16 protein-coding genes are annotated in these 13094 nt (G+C 63.3%); 7 read left to right on the plus strand and 9 right to left on the minus strand.

Translation table 11 applies throughout. The features are described 5' to 3' along the window. Positions 1–106: 106 nt before the first annotated feature. The gene (locus tag HNR24_RS11270) at positions 107–748 is read right to left on the minus strand and encodes a response regulator (RefSeq protein WP_058889518.1); all 642 of its coding nucleotides are present in this window, start codon (positions 746–748) and stop codon (positions 107–109) included. Continuing rightward, complete coding sequence (locus HNR24_RS14320; protein ID WP_182495807.1) at positions 745–1989, minus strand: sensor histidine kinase; 1245 nt, start codon at positions 1987–1989, stop codon at positions 745–747. Before HNR24_RS14320 ends, HNR24_RS11270 begins: the two co-directional genes overlap by 4 nt. Before the next feature lie 228 nt (positions 1990–2217). Here HNR24_RS14320 and HNR24_RS11280 point away from each other — a divergent pair, with 228 nt between their 5' ends. Then, positions 2218–3351 carry an ABC transporter permease gene (locus HNR24_RS11280; RefSeq protein WP_182495808.1) on the plus strand — a complete coding sequence of 378 codons (1134 nt, stop codon included), beginning with the start codon at positions 2218–2220 and terminating at the stop codon, positions 3349–3351. A gap of 2 nt (positions 3352–3353) precedes the next feature. Further along, the gene (locus HNR24_RS11285; RefSeq protein ID WP_182495810.1) at positions 3354–4121 is read left to right on the plus strand and encodes an ABC transporter ATP-binding protein; all 768 of its coding nucleotides are present in this window, start codon (positions 3354–3356) and stop codon (positions 4119–4121) included. Positions 4122–4321: 200 nt separating this feature from the next. Here the strand turns inward: HNR24_RS11285 and HNR24_RS11290 are convergent, their stop codons facing one another. Beyond that, entirely contained in the window at positions 4322–5164 is an 843-nt protein-coding gene (locus HNR24_RS11290) for an SDR family NAD(P)-dependent oxidoreductase (protein WP_182495811.1), read from the minus strand. 742 nt (positions 5165–5906) lie between these two features. Between HNR24_RS11290 and HNR24_RS11295 the strand changes: the two genes are divergently transcribed. Next, the gene (locus HNR24_RS11295) at positions 5907–6473 is read left to right on the plus strand and encodes a hypothetical protein (protein ID WP_182495812.1); all 567 of its coding nucleotides are present in this window, start codon (positions 5907–5909) and stop codon (positions 6471–6473) included. Between the two features lie 15 nt (positions 6474–6488). On the opposite strand, the gene HNR24_RS11300 is transcribed toward HNR24_RS11295, so the two are convergent. After that, positions 6489–7214 carry an AAA family ATPase gene (locus tag HNR24_RS11300; RefSeq protein WP_182495814.1) on the minus strand — a complete coding sequence of 242 codons (726 nt, stop codon included), beginning with the start codon at positions 7212–7214 and terminating at the stop codon, positions 6489–6491. 245 nt (positions 7215–7459) lie between these two features. Then, positions 7460–7879, minus strand: a complete 420-nt coding sequence (locus HNR24_RS11305; protein WP_182495816.1) for a rhodanese-like domain-containing protein — start codon at positions 7877–7879, stop codon at positions 7460–7462. A 94-nt stretch (positions 7880–7973) separates the two neighbouring features. On the opposite strand from HNR24_RS11305, the gene HNR24_RS11310 reads away from it, so the two are divergent. Continuing rightward, positions 7974–8435 (plus strand): Lrp/AsnC family transcriptional regulator, encoded by a 462-nt coding sequence (locus tag HNR24_RS11310; RefSeq protein WP_182495817.1) that lies wholly within the window; start codon positions 7974–7976, stop codon positions 8433–8435. 108 nt (positions 8436–8543) lie between these two features. On the opposite strand, the gene HNR24_RS11315 is transcribed toward HNR24_RS11310, so the two are convergent. Together HNR24_RS11315 and HNR24_RS11320 are read right to left on the minus strand one after the other, a co-directional pair. Further along, positions 8544–9149 (minus strand): class I SAM-dependent methyltransferase, encoded by a 606-nt coding sequence (locus tag HNR24_RS11315; protein ID WP_310735436.1) that lies wholly within the window; start codon positions 9147–9149, stop codon positions 8544–8546. 32 nt (positions 9150–9181) lie between these two features. Continuing rightward, positions 9182–9751, minus strand: a complete 570-nt coding sequence (locus HNR24_RS11320; protein ID WP_182495819.1) for an AAA family ATPase — start codon at positions 9749–9751, stop codon at positions 9182–9184. Positions 9752–9861: 110 nt separating this feature from the next. Between HNR24_RS11320 and HNR24_RS11325 the strand changes: the two genes are divergently transcribed. Beyond that, positions 9862–10398 (plus strand): GNAT family N-acetyltransferase, encoded by a 537-nt coding sequence (locus HNR24_RS11325; RefSeq protein WP_182495821.1) that lies wholly within the window; start codon positions 9862–9864, stop codon positions 10396–10398. Between the two features lie 75 nt (positions 10399–10473). Next, the gene (locus HNR24_RS11330; protein WP_058889527.1) at positions 10474–10968 is read left to right on the plus strand and encodes an NUDIX hydrolase; all 495 of its coding nucleotides are present in this window, start codon (positions 10474–10476) and stop codon (positions 10966–10968) included. Positions 10969–11025: 57 nt separating this feature from the next. On the opposite strand, the gene HNR24_RS11335 is transcribed toward HNR24_RS11330, so the two are convergent. Further along, positions 11026–11949, minus strand: a complete 924-nt coding sequence (locus HNR24_RS11335; RefSeq protein ID WP_182495822.1) for a phosphotransferase — start codon at positions 11947–11949, stop codon at positions 11026–11028. Positions 11950–12160: 211 nt separating this feature from the next. Between HNR24_RS11335 and HNR24_RS11340 the strand changes: the two genes are divergently transcribed. Beyond that, positions 12161–12808, plus strand: coding sequence for a phosphotransferase (locus HNR24_RS11340; protein ID WP_310735437.1), 648 nt, complete (start codon positions 12161–12163; stop codon positions 12806–12808). Positions 12809–12900: 92 nt separating this feature from the next. Here HNR24_RS11340 and HNR24_RS11345 read toward each other — a convergent pair whose 3' ends face one another. Beyond that, the gene (locus HNR24_RS11345) at positions 12901–13056 is read right to left on the minus strand and encodes a hypothetical protein (RefSeq protein WP_182495826.1); all 156 of its coding nucleotides are present in this window, start codon (positions 13054–13056) and stop codon (positions 12901–12903) included. Positions 13057–13094: the final 38 nt, after the last annotated feature.

The following is a 13094-nucleotide window of genomic DNA, read 5'->3' on the forward strand; positions in this document are numbered from 1 at the left end:
CCTGTTGTTCTGCGCGAACGGCGTTGAAGCCCTCCCACCGACGAGGACTGCCCGAGGGTAGGGCTGTTGTTCGCGGAAGAACGGCGACAGCCTGGCAAGGGCTAGGTCAGATGATGCGCTGCGCGCGGGCTTGATCGACGGCCTGCGTGCGATTCTCCACGCCAAGCTTGTCGTAGATGTGGACCAGGTGGGTCTTCACTGTGGCCTCTGAAATGAACAGCACGCGGGAGAGGTCGCGGTTGGTCGCTCCGCTGGCAAGCTCCCGCAGGATTTCGGTTTCACGTGCCGTCAGAGTTGTCGCCGGTGAAACGAAGCGCTTCATCATTTGTGCGGTGACTGATGGGGACAGCACGGGCTTCCTCGCCGCGGCGTCGAGCACTGCCTGCTGCACGGTCTCCGATGGGGCGTCCTTGAGCAGGTAGCCGGTTGCGCCGGCACCCATGGCGGCCACGATGTCCGCTTGAGTGTCGAAGGTCGTCAGGATCAACACCGGAAGATCGTAGTCAGCGGTGATTCTTCTTGTGGCTTCGACTCCGTTCATGCCGGCGCCCATCTGGAGATCCATCACCACCACGTCCACGTCCTGGGCAGAGGTCGCGAGGATCGCCAACGCGGCTTCACCGGTGCCGGCTTCCGCGGTCAGGCGCAGCGTCCCCGAGCTCTCCAGCAGTGCCTTCACTCCTGATCGGACCACTGGGTGGTCATCGACGAGAAGGACGCGAACCTGTGGGCTTGATTCGGGTGTCATGGGTCCTCCAGGGGCAGTCGGATGTTCACCGCGGTGCCCTTGCCTGGAGCGGTTTCGATGGTCGAAGTGCCGTCTAGCTCGCGGGCGCGGGCGGCGAGTTTGGCCAGTCCGTAGCGTGGGACGTCTGGTCGGTCGAGCTGGGCCTCGTCGTCGTTGGTGAAACCGACACCGTCGTCGACCACGTCCAGTGAGACAGCATCCGGCCAGACCTGCAGCGTGACCACAGCCGTGTGCGCACGCGCGTGGGCTACGACGTTGCCAAGCAACGACTGGGCCGCACGCAACAACACCGCCCGGTGATCTAGCGGCAGGTCAGGCAGCTCGCCTTCGCTTCGGAACCGGCACTGCAGGTCCTGTCCCTCGGCGTGTGCTCGCTCGGCAGTCCGGGCGCAGACCTCGCGGAGGGCGGTGAGGAGGTCGGAGTCCAGTGCCGGGGAGCTGAGGTCGCGGACGAAACGTCGGGCTTCGGCCATGTTCTCTGCCGCGGTTTCTTCAATGACGTCGATGCGTTCACGCGTTCTGTTCGGGTGCTGATTTTCCAGTTCTCGCCGTGCGGCGCGGGTCATCAGCACAATCGAGGACAATCCCTGGGCGAGGGTGTCGTGGATCTCGCGGGCCAGTCTCTCCCGTTCGGCTGCGCGCCCCACCTCTTGTTCCCGCTCGGCGAGTTCCAGACGAGCTGCTTCGAGCTGGCGGATCGTTCGCTGGTGGCGTTGGTTGTCTCGGTACACCGCTCGGTAGGCGAAGCCGATGACCACGGCAAAAGCGGCTCCCAAAGACGGTCCGATCACCATGGCTAGATGGAAATCGCCCGATGGCGCGTGCAAGAACTGGGCTGCGATCACCACCGCGGTGAGGGCCACGATGCTGGCTATCGCGGGCCTGGTCGGCAGGACGACCAGGTAGATGAAGAAGAGCGGGAACGCGACCCATGAGAAGTCGGGGCTGGCCAGCGTCATGACCGTCCACACCGCGGTGACTGCGCCCAGCCACGGCAGTACGTAGCGTCGGGGGTTGCGGCTGGTCTGGCCCTGTGCGAACCGGCTCTCCCAGACGGTTCCGATGACGTAGATGCACGCCAGGAGAAGGCTGAGCGAGCCGACGAGCCATTCGCCCCCGTAGGCAGAACGGATGCCGACGACAACCCGCAGCACTCCGATGAACAATAAGGCGGCGAAGCTGACGTGGAGGCTGACTCTGAGACCCCGCAGGATCTCAGGCGTGGAGACCTCTGCCACCACGACCACCCCTCCCAGTCCGCTGCACGACAAGAAACGAAGACGGTGGGCCGTGGCCTTCCACCTGATCATCGTACCGAGGCGGACTGCCCGGAGGATCAACCATTAGGTTGAGTCTGGCATCCTCCGAACGGAGCTGCACGCTCAACCGATCACACGGTCCCTGAGCTGGCGGATTCCAGGATTCTGGAAAGCAAGATCTTCACCCCACACTTGTTCTCTGGAGTCGCCATGTACTTATCCCTTCGGGACATCACCTTCGCGAAGGGTCGCTTCGCGCTGATCGGCGGAGTCGTCGCGCTGATCACCATGCTCCTGGTGCTGCTCACGGGCCTCACCAACGGCCTCAGTCAGCAGAACACCTCAGCCCTGGAACGACTCGGCGCCTCACAGATCGTTTTCAGCGCCCCAGCGGAGGCAGATGGGGACCCCTCCTTCACCGAATCAGGAATCACCGCCGCGGAGCTGGACATCTGGGAGGAGGCTCTGGGCGGAGGCGCCGTGGAGCGCCTCGGAGTGACACAGACCCGAGCTGAAAGCGGAACTGGTGACGCGCAGCAGAGCTCGAGCCAGACAGCTACCTCCGTCGCGGTTTTCAGCGTAGAGACAGACACCGAGCTCGCACCGGGACTCAACGTGATCGAGGGCCGTTCAAACCCGGGTGCAGGCGAGGTGATCCTCAGCTCCATGATCGCCGAAGATCTCGACCTCGCGCAGGGGGACACCTTGCGCGTGTCCTCTAGCGAGTTGACCGTTGCCGGGGTGGTTGAGGATGAGTTCTACAGTCACGTCCCAGTGGTCTGGACGTCCACCGAAGACTTCGAGGCGATCGCTCACCCGGGCGAGGACACTGTGGCAACCGTTCTCGCGGTGCCGGCTTCCGTGAGCGATCTGTCCACCGAGGCTCTCGCTACGGTCAACGATCAGGCGGGCACTGTCTCGGCGGATACTCAAGGAGCCTTCAACGCGCTGCCGGCCTATCAGTCGGAGCGCGGCTCGCTGTTGATGATGCAGGGGTTCCTCTACGGAATATCCGCCCTGGTGGTCGTGTCGTTCCTGACCGTGTGGACCATCCAGCGCACTCGTGATCTCGCGGTGCTCCGCGCGCTGGGTTCTTCCCGCGGCTACTTGGTCCGCGACGCGCTGACCCAGGCGGCCATCGTGGTGTCGCTCGGTGCCATCGCGGGCGGTATGGCCGCCTGGGCAGGCGGGCTGCTCATCGGCAACGCGGTGCCGTTCGTATTGACGCCCTTGACTGTCGCGGTCCCTGCGCTTGGGGTCGTCGGACTGGGCGTTGCCGGGGCAGCCCTGACAACTCGACGCGTCTCCCGTGTCGATCCACTTCTCGCCCTAGGAGGCAACTGATCATGACGTCGATCCATGCAGGACCCAGCCCCTCACCAGCGGCTCACATCCATGAAGAACCCTCGGCTCTCCTCCTTGAGGGCGTGACCCTCACCTACCCAGACGGTGTCGATACCAACGGGAAGACACGCACACTTCGAGCACTCGACGCGGTCGACTTCCGCGCAGACGCGGGCACTGTGACAGCCCTCGTTGGTCCTTCAGGTTCCGGGAAATCATCGTTGCTGGCAGTCGCTGCGGCACTCATCAGACCTTCCTCCGGTTCGGTGCACCTCGCCGGACGTGAACTCACCGGGCTGCCTGAACACGAGCTCGCCGCGATACGCAGAAACCAGGTCGGGACCATCTTTCAGCAGCCCAACCTCCTGCCGAGCCTGACCGCACTGGAACAGCTGGTACTGACGGCGCATCTGCGCGGCGCCAGAGGGAGGCAGCTGAAGGCAGCAGGAAGACACGGTGCGGAACTCTTGGACCTGGTTGGTCTGGCCTCTGTCGTGAACCGGCGTCCGCACCAACTCTCCGGTGGTCAACGCCAGCGAGTCAACATCGCCCGGGCGCTTATGGGCAGACCTTCGGTGATGCTGGTGGATGAGCCCACCTCCGCTCTGGACCACGACCGGGCACGATCCATCCTTGAGCTGATCGTCAGCACCACGCGTCAGTTCAACACGGCAACGGTGATCGTGACCCACGACGATGAGATGGCCACGTTGACTGACCGCACTGTCACTATTCGAGATGGACGTCTCAGCCCCGCACGGTGGATCTAGAGGTCTGCGATGTCCCGGAAGCATCTAGCGTGCCGTTCCAGTGTGGAGAGGGACATATTCTGCCCATTTATGAGGTGAGTGCTTGGAAAGTCCGGAGGTGCCCGCAAGGTTGAAGGAATCACTTTACGAGGTGCCCGAGGGAGGGTACGCCTACGGGCGCCGCCCAACCAGACAAGACGCCCTCCTGCCCGACCAGGCGCCTACTGCGCTGGGCTGGAGAGCCCTACGAGCTCAGCGCTCTTGTCCCACAGTCCGGCTGCCAGTTGCGCGTCTGCGGCTTGGGGGTTGGTCTTGGCGATCTTCTGCTTCTCGTAATACTCACCCGAGACCCACTCCTGGCCCGGCTCGCCTTCGGCAAGCCACACCAGGGGTAGTGCGCCCTGCTCCGGGCTGATGAGACCAGTCATGCGACCCAAGGGGGTCTGGTAGATGAAGCGCAGCACGCTGGTGGTGTCTGAGGCGAAGCTTGTCATCACGTTTCCGGGGTGGAAGGCGACGGCGGAGATTCCCTGGTCGGAGAACCTGCGGTGAAGCTCTTTGGCGAAGAGGATATTGGCCAGCTTCGCATCACCATAGGCCTTGTTGGCGGAGTACCTCCGCTCGTTATTGAGGTCATCGAGGTCGATCTTGCCGAAAAGGCGCGCGCCCACGCTGGCAGTGTTGATGATCGAAGCGTTGCTCGCCGTCAGGGTGTCCATCAAGAGGTTGGTGAGCAGGAATGGCGCCAGGTGGTTCACCTGCAGCGTCTTCTCGAACCCGTCTTCAGTGCGGGTCTGATCCCCGAAGATGCCGCCGGCGTTGTTGACGAGAACGTCTATCCGGGGATAGCTGTCCTTCAAACGCGCAGCCAGTGTCCTGACCTCGGAGAACCTCGTGAAGTCAGCGAGGAAGAAGTCGGCGTCGAGCTCCTGCGCCAAGGCTTCCGTCTTCTGCTTCGAGCGCCCTACAAGGGCGACTGTGTGGCCGTCTGCGACCAGCTGGCGGGCAGCTGCAGCTCCGATTCCGTCGCTGGCGCCTGTGAGGATGATGGTTTTCTCGAGCATGGTCTCTCCTTGATGGACGAATCTCGGATGGCAGTGGCTGCGCGGCGCGCTGGGTCAGACAGCCAGAGCGTGAAGCGCCACTGACGCGAGGGCGATCATGAACATGATGATGCCAGCAACCCACCGGCCGGAGCTTCGCCAGCCGTGGCGGACACGCTGCACGACCAGCTGAAGCATGGACCCCGAGCAAGGCGTGGAGTAGCCGACACCTGATTGCTCAGCAGGACCGATCTAGTCCAAGAAAGTCCTTCAGGCTGTCCGCAAGCTGAGTCCTCAGGGGTTGCCATAGAAGGAGCCCTCGGCGGGGATTCCGCTTCGGTTCATGGTTCTTCAGGTGTTGCCATGGAAGGCCCGAAAGACTCTAAAGCACCTACCGCCTTCGCTACCTTCTTGATCCCGGTCGTCGGCGTGCTTCACCTCATGGCGGGGTGCAACGATGGCGATTGGGTACCGAGTGCATTGTTTTTCGCTTGTGCGGCGTGGTGGCCTTTCTCGCTCTCAAGCCGCGCCGCCGGGAAGCGACACGACTGCTCCGCGATTGCTTCAGCAGAGTCCCTCTGAGCAGATCGCCGCGACTGAGCGACGACCGAAGGAGCTTGGCAACGCCGATCTGCCTCGCCCATCAGCCCCTTCAACCTGCACCTTGTGGCCCTGTCCGTTCCGTCGAGAATCTTCCGATCAACCGCCCCAACATGTCAACTAAACGTTGACAGTTTTCGTCAACGTTTGGTTGACTAGCAGCATGGACACCATCAGAGAAGCACATCAAGCCCTGAATCAGGCGAAGGGTCAGCTGCAAGCCGCTGTCCAACGGGCTCGGAGCCAAGGTCACACCTGGGCGGAGATCGGCGAGACCCTAGGCATGAGCCGGCAAGCCGCCTTCAAGAGATTCGGAGAAGTCGCCAACCCGGTCACCGACCAGAAGATCACAGGAGCACCTATGTCTATCGAGAAGGTCCAGCGAACGACCGAGCAGGTTTTCGACCTCATCAGCGCAGGGAAGTATGAAGATCTCGAGAGCTTGATTCACCCGGAGGCCAGAAGGGAACTGCCGACCTCACTGATCGCAGAGACCTGGGCCCGGCTCCTCACGGAGGTTGGCGCCAAGGAGTCCTACGGTGATACCCACGTCGTCTTGCCGGCAGGGGAGCGGATCGAAGAAGACGCCCAGCTCCTGGGGGTCGTAGTTGGAGTCACCACGCTGAACTGCGAGGCCGGAGAAATGATGGGACGCGTGGCCGTAGATGACCAACTGAGGATCGTAGGCCTCTTGATCGTTACGCCGGAGTACAGCCCGCTGCCATTCTGAGAGGTCTATCTCGCCCTACAGGTGCCTGAGGTAGCGCTCGGGTGAGTCAAGGAACGCTTGCCAGCTCGTGACCAGGTCTAGATCCGCCCACTGCCGAGGACGGAGGCCCCAGCTGCCCACTTCGAGGATCTGAGCATTGGGCAGGGCGGCCAGGAGGGGCGAGTGCGTCGAGAGGATCACCTGGGAATCCCCGGCGGCCACAATGTCTTTCAGGACGCTGAGCAACGCTAGACAGCCCGAGAAGGACAGGGCTGATTCTGGCTCATCGAGGAGCCACAGACCTGATCCACGAAATCGATCACCGACGAGTTCGAGGAACGATTCACCGTGGGACATCTCATGGAACGGAAGGTCAGGCCGACCGCCGGTGCTGGGGTTTGATTCGAGGTAGCTGAAGAAGCCGTGCATCGTTTCGGCTCTCAGGAAGTACCCGCGTCGGGTGGCGCCGGCGTTGCGGACTACTTTGAGGTGATCGGCGAGTACTGATTCCGTGGAACGTGTTCGGTGCTGGGCTCCGGTTGAGCCACCCTCGGGGGAGAGTCCGTAGGCCAACGCGATCGCCTCGATGATGGTGGACTTGCCGGACCCGTTCTCGCCCACCAGGACGGTCGCCATGCCGAGGTCCAGTCCACGATCGAGGATCGTGGCTACAGGCGCCAACGTCGCTGGCCACATCTTCCGGTCCAGGGTGTTGGAGGGATCTTCGGTCAATCTTTGGAGGGGAAACCGTTCGAAGGCCATGTGGCCAGTGTGTCAGCCACAACTTTGGATCGGGCCAGGTAGGGGGAACACCCTCAGGGTGCAGGTTCTAGGGCAGGGGTGGACGAGGCCCCCGCGTCGTAGGCTGTGGCGATCTCAACGCAGTGACCGCGCAAGGCTACGGGGCGTCTGAGGCAGGGGCTTGGTCCGTTGTCGTCCACGCTGCGCCCGAGTGAGCGTGTTCACGGAAGCTGCAGGCACCAGCCGCGCCGATGGTTGATGCGAGGTCATGAGGCAGGCGCGGTCAGGGGGTCCGGAGCGAGTCGGCCCCGACCAGCATCGCTGACCGTGGCCAGTCCCTCGCGAGCCCAGTACTCGAACCCACCAATGAGCTCTCGCACGTTGGTATAACCCAGGGTTGTCAGTATCAGTGCGCCGCGGGTGCTGCCGTTGCAGCCAGGCCCCCAGCAATAGACGACGACGGCGGCGTTCTTATCGGGCACGGCATCGGCGACCCGCGCGTCCAGCTCGGCATTAGGGATGTGGACTGCTCCGGGAATGCGTCCCTGACTCCAGGCTGCTGCTGAGCGGGTGTCGATGACCACGGGCGGGGAGTCGGAGGTCCGGGCGGCCGCGAGGTCTGCCGGATCGGTCTCATAGGTGAGTTTCGCGGCGAAGAATTCCGTGGCGGAGATAGAAGATGTCATGTCTCAATTGAATCGGCTGAACAGTTTCTCCGTGAAGATGTGATCGTTGTCAATCCGCTTCTAAGGCAACGTTTCGAGCGGTACATTCTGCTGTATGCCCTCGAATCCACGGATAGATCTCGATAACACCGATCACGCCATCATCGGGAACCTGCAACAGGACGGCCGGATGAGCGTGGCGCAGCTCGCGCGCGCCATCAATCTGTCCCCCAGCGCGACGGCTGATCGTCTGCGTCGTCTCACCGATGCCGGGGTCATCACCGGCTACTCGATCACTGTCGATCCCGAAGCCCTCGGATACAACGTCACGGCCTTCGTGCGCTTGGCCTACCCCACAGGCAACTACAAGCCGTTCCACGACCTGGTGGATTCTCTGCCGGAGATCATCGAGGCTCACCACGTCACGGGAGCGGACTGCTTCATCATCAAAGTCCTCGCGCGGTCCATGAGGGACCTCGAACGCATCACCGGTCGACTCGCAACCCTTGGTGGAATCACCACCAGCGTTGTCTACTCAAGTCCCGTCCCCTCCCGGCATATCACCCCTGCCTCATAAGTGACGCCGAACCCCGGCGGAGCCCCCGGTCAACTCGCCAAGGTTGGCGGAACGTGGTGCCGGACCTGGGCGCATCGGAACGATGGGAGAGTGCCCGATGGCCCCCCTTCAGCGTGTGCCGCGACGCCGCGCGATGACTGCTCCGTGAGGCCGCTGATCGGCGGTCTTGCGAACGTGAGATTCGAGCACGTCGAAGCCTGCAGCAAGCAACTCAGCGCCGAGGTCGTCGACCGGCCACTGGTGCGCCGGAGTGACCGCGTGAGCGAACTTCTCCACCGTGGGTCCCTCGAAGAAGCCGACGAGCAGCGTGCCTCCTGGTTTGAGCACGCGCCCGAACTCCCGCAAGGGGGACTGAATCGCTTGCGGCTCGTAGTGGATGAGGGAGTACCAGGAGAGAATCCCATCGACCGAGTCCGCTGAGGCATCAAGGGAAGCGAGATCACCGACCGTGAAGCGTACGGCGGGGTACGTGTTCCGGGCGTGCGCGATGAACTCAGGTACAAGGTCGACTCCGCGGACAATGACACCTTGCTCGGCAAGGAAGTTCGTCCAGTGGCCTGGTCCGCATCCAGCGTCGATGGCCTCGTGGACGCCGGATGCCCACGTGGAGACGAGCTCGCGATCCGATGGATGCACGGCGGTCATCAGCCCAAGACGTTCGATGTACTCCGCTGCGCGCCGTGAATACGCCGCGCTGGTCCTTTCGTAGGTCACGCGATCAAGTCTAAGTCGGGCTCACGACCAGGTCAGGAGCGCGATTCCAGACCGCACCTGTTGTCCATGGCAGTGCGCAGATTCTCAAGGCTTCGTCCGACGTCGTCAGGGACCGACTCCACAAAGATCGTCTGGGGTCTGGCAGCGAGCATGCCGATCATGGTGTTGTAGAGATCCGAGACGGGGACGGCTTCCGGATCCCCCTGGAGCAGCTTCGCTGCCCGATGGTTCGGTTCATCAGATGAGGCGCGTGAAGCGAACATCGACGAGGCGATTTCCGGCGAATTGGTCAAGCAGATCTCGATGAAACGAGCGCCCGCCTCGGCTGCCACGGAAGCTAGCTCAAGAATGAAGGCCTCGCGTTGAAGAAACTGGGGCACCACCACGTCATTCCCGGCTGACAGATGAGTTCGGCACATGCTGAGCGCCAGACGCCGAGCCGCGTGGCCAGCGGGGGTTGGAGCGGCCTCCCAGCGAGTCAGAAGCCCGCGGACCGTATCGATGTCCAGGACGAGCGTCAGGTCTTGGTCGTCGGCCAATAGCCGCGCCAGGGTGGATTTCCCGCTGGCCGGGGCGCCATTGAGCAGTATCAGGTCTGGCATGCGATCACGCTAACAAGGCAATTGAGAACCCGCCCCCCGGCAGTCTTTGTGCGGCAGGAGGCTCTCGGGGGTAGGCCACCGTGATGGCAGCGAGTGCAAGAATCGCTGGCATGACCGAAGCTGCTGCCCAAGACCGTGGACCCCTATTGGAGACGCCTCGACTGCGACTCAGGCCCTGGAGGGTGAGCGAGGCTGGGGTCCTGCGTGAACTATGGAGCGAACGAGATCCGCGCGTGCCACCCCACCGCCGAATAGATGCGCAGGGGCGCCCCACGTTGGATGAACTCGAAGATTCGATACGCGCCAACCGCCCATCCTCAGTTGGTCTGCTCGCCATTGAACGCAAGGCCATTCCGGGCGTCATAGGCTACTGCGGGTTGGTGGCGAGCGGGCGTGGCACTGCAGGTGAGCCGGAACTGGCGTTCGAGTTGCTTCGCCAGACCTGGGGCTGTGGCTACGCGACGGAGGCCGCGTGGGTGGTCTTGGACTGGGCGAGATCCTCTGGGTATGAACAGCTGTGGGCCACGGTCTGGGATTGGAACACTGCTTCTCGCCGTCTCTTGGCCAAGGTCGGATTCACCGAGACTGATCGCCGGGAAGTGCACCGTGATATCGGGACTACCTTGTTCACCAGGAGACAGCTGTAGGAAGATCCATCCGCCGCGCACGCGGCGAATCGATCGTCGATCCCGGTTGGAACACCGAAGACATAGGCTGGATCGATGGTGACCCCCGACTTCGTACTTGACCTGCGTGAAGAGATCGGGCACAAGGAGCTCTTCCTTCCAGGTGTCACGAGCGTGGTGCTTCGGCGCGAAGACGAAACCCGGACGGCCCTCGAGGTGCCAGAGGTGCTGTTGGTCAAGAGATCAGACAATGCTCACTGGAGCGCCATCTCCGGGATCCTTGAACCTGGTGACTCGCCTGCTTCCGGTGCCCAGCGCGAGGTTCGGGAAGAGGCCGGGGTTCAAGCGCGGGTAGTTCGGGTGGCCGGAGTATCCGCGACCCCGCCATCGGTCTACCCCAACGGGGACCAGTGTCGATTCGTAGATATTGCGTTCGAACTGGAGTGGATCTCGGGGGTTCCGCAGGTTGGCGATGACGAATCCACCCACGTCGCGTGGTTTCCCGCGAACGCATTGCCGGAACCGTTCACGGAGAGTCACCGTGAGCGCATCCAGTGGGCCCTCGATTCGGGTGCGCCGGCCCGGTTCTAGTCGCTGGAGGGTCCCAGCAGGGGGTGCCTCCGGGGCAAGGCGCCCCGTGGGTGCTCCTCAGGGCACGCCGAAGAGCGTCCGAGACAGCTCCAGGTCGCCTGAGATGCGGGCTAGGGTGCTGCGACCGAGCTGAGCCATCCCGGGGTTCGAGTTCTGGTAGTACCAGACCAATCCCATGGCCTGCTGAAACGCCCACGCAGCGCCCCTCTGCCATTCCAGCCGATCGGCCCCTAGGTCATCCCGAAGAACGGTGCGGCCGTCGTCGTCGAAAAGGTGCCATGCCACGATCAGATCCAGGGACGGATCGGCAGCGGCGAAACCTCCAGCGTCGAGAACGCCCACGAGTTGACTCTCGCGCAGGAGGAGATTGGGTGGAGTGAGGTCTCCATGGGTCATGACATCCGGTTGGTCCCGGGGAAGCTGCCGGAACTCCGCCCACATGGCTCGTAGACGAGGAACATCCAGCAGGCCTGCACTCTCTGAGAAACAGGTATCCATCCACTGGTCGGAGGCGGTGAGTTCTCCGCCACGTCCGGTGCCGACGAACTGTCGGCCCCGGGTCGGGGCGGCGCGGATCGAGGCGATGAGCTCGGCTAATTGGCGGGCCAGTCCCCTGGAATGGGCAGATCCCAGCGGCGTCGCGACCGTGCCGGGAATCCACGACTGGAGGGTCCATGGCAACGGATACTGATGGCCGGGACGTCCGATCGCGATCGGCGAGGGTGTCGGGACGGGAGCCACCTCGGCAAGTTCTCGCATGGCAGCGGCCTCCCGAAGAAGTTCTGCGCCGAGAACCGTGGCGTTTGCGCGTCGACGATGAAACCGCGCGGCTCGGGTCCTTCCGACTCTGAAGATCGTGTTGTCTGTTCCGGCCCCGTGGATCTCCTCTATTGCTTCGTCGCCCCACTCCGGGAACTGATCGAGAATCAGTTGCCGTGCGGTGTCGGCACTGACTCGGAGCTCGTCGTCGTGCATCGTCATGGCGCCGATGCTACGGCACGTGGCGGTAGCGTCGCGGCTTGGCGCGGATGAGGACGCTGCTCGCGGCGAAACGGAGAAGACCAGGAGATAGGGTCGGCCCATGGAGGAGGAGCAGCTGCTCACTGGCGGACACTCGAGTGACTCGGTTTACCGCCTGGGACAGACGGTGCGTAAGCCGTGGACTGATGCCAGCCCCAGCGTGGTCCGGTACATGACTTTCCTCGCTGCGAGCGGTGTCGACGTGCCCGCACCCTTGGGCCGGGATCAGCTGGGTCGGCAGGTCACAGAGTTCATCCCGGGAGAACTCGCCATCAACTCCGCCCCGCTGGCGGACTCAGAACTCGCCAGGGTGGGTTCGATGGTCCGAGCGATCCACGATGCCAGCCAGGCCTACAGACCGGAGACCCGCGCTGTCTGGACCACCGCGATTCCGGCACCGGGGGAGGAACTGATCTGCCACAACGATCTCGCGCCCTGGAACCTCGTCATCGGAGATCGGTGGACCTTCATCGACTGGGATGCCGCGGCACCGAGCACCCGGCTCTGGGACCTCGCGTACGCGGCGCAGGCGTTTGCGCTGCCTGACCCCGATCAGTCGCCAGAGCAGGCTGCCCCGGCGTTGGCGGCATTCGTCGGTGGTTACGACGCCGAAGGCGAGCTGCGCGCAGCACTGCCCGCCGCCATGGCTGCGCGGACGACGGCGATGTACGACCTCCTGAAGCAATCGAACGAGGCGAATATTGAACCTTGGGGATCCATGTTCGTAGAAGGCCATGGAGCGCATTGGCGGGGCGTCGCCGGGTACGTCCGGCGCCACCGGGACCTCTGGTCCCGAACGCTGCTCTGCGCGGGCAAGTAGAAGCCGCCGACGGCGCGGCTCAACCCCGGTCTGTCCAATAGTCCAGGACGGAATTCACCGGCGGGAGGACGTCCGGCCCTCCACCTTCGGCATCAGTTTCCGATCTCGAACACTCCGATCTCACCGATGAGGAGCAGGAACAGCAGGCCCAGACAGATCAGGGCGAAGATCGCCAGCAGGGACGCCGTCGTGCGAGGAGGCTTACCGGGGCTCTTCTCGGGAGTCAGCTGCACTTCATCAGGTGTCACGCTTCGACGGGCACCCTCGGGTGCATCCGGTTGGTGAC

Origin of the sequence: Nesterenkonia sandarakina (assembly GCF_014138825.1) — a bacterium.
In the GTDB taxonomy this organism is placed as follows: Bacteria; Actinomycetota; Actinomycetes; order Actinomycetales; family Micrococcaceae; genus Nesterenkonia; species Nesterenkonia sandarakina.

Coding starts and splice junctions, on each gene's coding strand:
- HNR24_RS11270 (WP_058889518.1), bottom strand. CDS start 748: ATGACACCCGAATCAAGCCCACAGGTTCGCGTCCTTCTCGTCGATGAC.
- HNR24_RS11280 (WP_182495808.1), top strand. CDS start 2,218: ATGTACTTATCCCTTCGGGACATCACCTTCGCGAAGGGTCGCTTCGCG.
- HNR24_RS11285 (WP_182495810.1), top strand. CDS start 3,354: ATGACGTCGATCCATGCAGGACCCAGCCCCTCACCAGCGGCTCACATC.
- HNR24_RS11290 (WP_182495811.1), bottom strand. CDS start 5,164: ATGCTCGAGAAAACCATCATCCTCACAGGCGCCAGCGACGGAATCGGA.
- HNR24_RS11295 (WP_182495812.1), top strand. CDS start 5,907: ATGGACACCATCAGAGAAGCACATCAAGCCCTGAATCAGGCGAAGGGT.
- HNR24_RS11300 (WP_182495814.1), bottom strand. CDS start 7,214: ATGGCCTTCGAACGGTTTCCCCTCCAAAGATTGACCGAAGATCCCTCC.
- HNR24_RS11305 (WP_182495816.1), bottom strand. CDS start 7,879: ATGACATCTTCTATCTCCGCCACGGAATTCTTCGCCGCGAAACTCACC.
- HNR24_RS11310 (WP_182495817.1), top strand. CDS start 7,974: ATGCCCTCGAATCCACGGATAGATCTCGATAACACCGATCACGCCATC.
- HNR24_RS11320 (WP_182495819.1), bottom strand. CDS start 9,751: ATGCCAGACCTGATACTGCTCAATGGCGCCCCGGCCAGCGGGAAATCC.
- HNR24_RS11325 (WP_182495821.1), top strand. CDS start 9,862: ATGACCGAAGCTGCTGCCCAAGACCGTGGACCCCTATTGGAGACGCCT.
- HNR24_RS11330 (WP_058889527.1), top strand. CDS start 10,474: ATGGTGACCCCCGACTTCGTACTTGACCTGCGTGAAGAGATCGGGCAC.
- HNR24_RS11335 (WP_182495822.1), bottom strand. CDS start 11,949: ATGACGATGCACGACGACGAGCTCCGAGTCAGTGCCGACACCGCACGG.
- HNR24_RS11340 (WP_310735437.1), top strand. CDS start 12,161: ATGACTTTCCTCGCTGCGAGCGGTGTCGACGTGCCCGCACCCTTGGGC.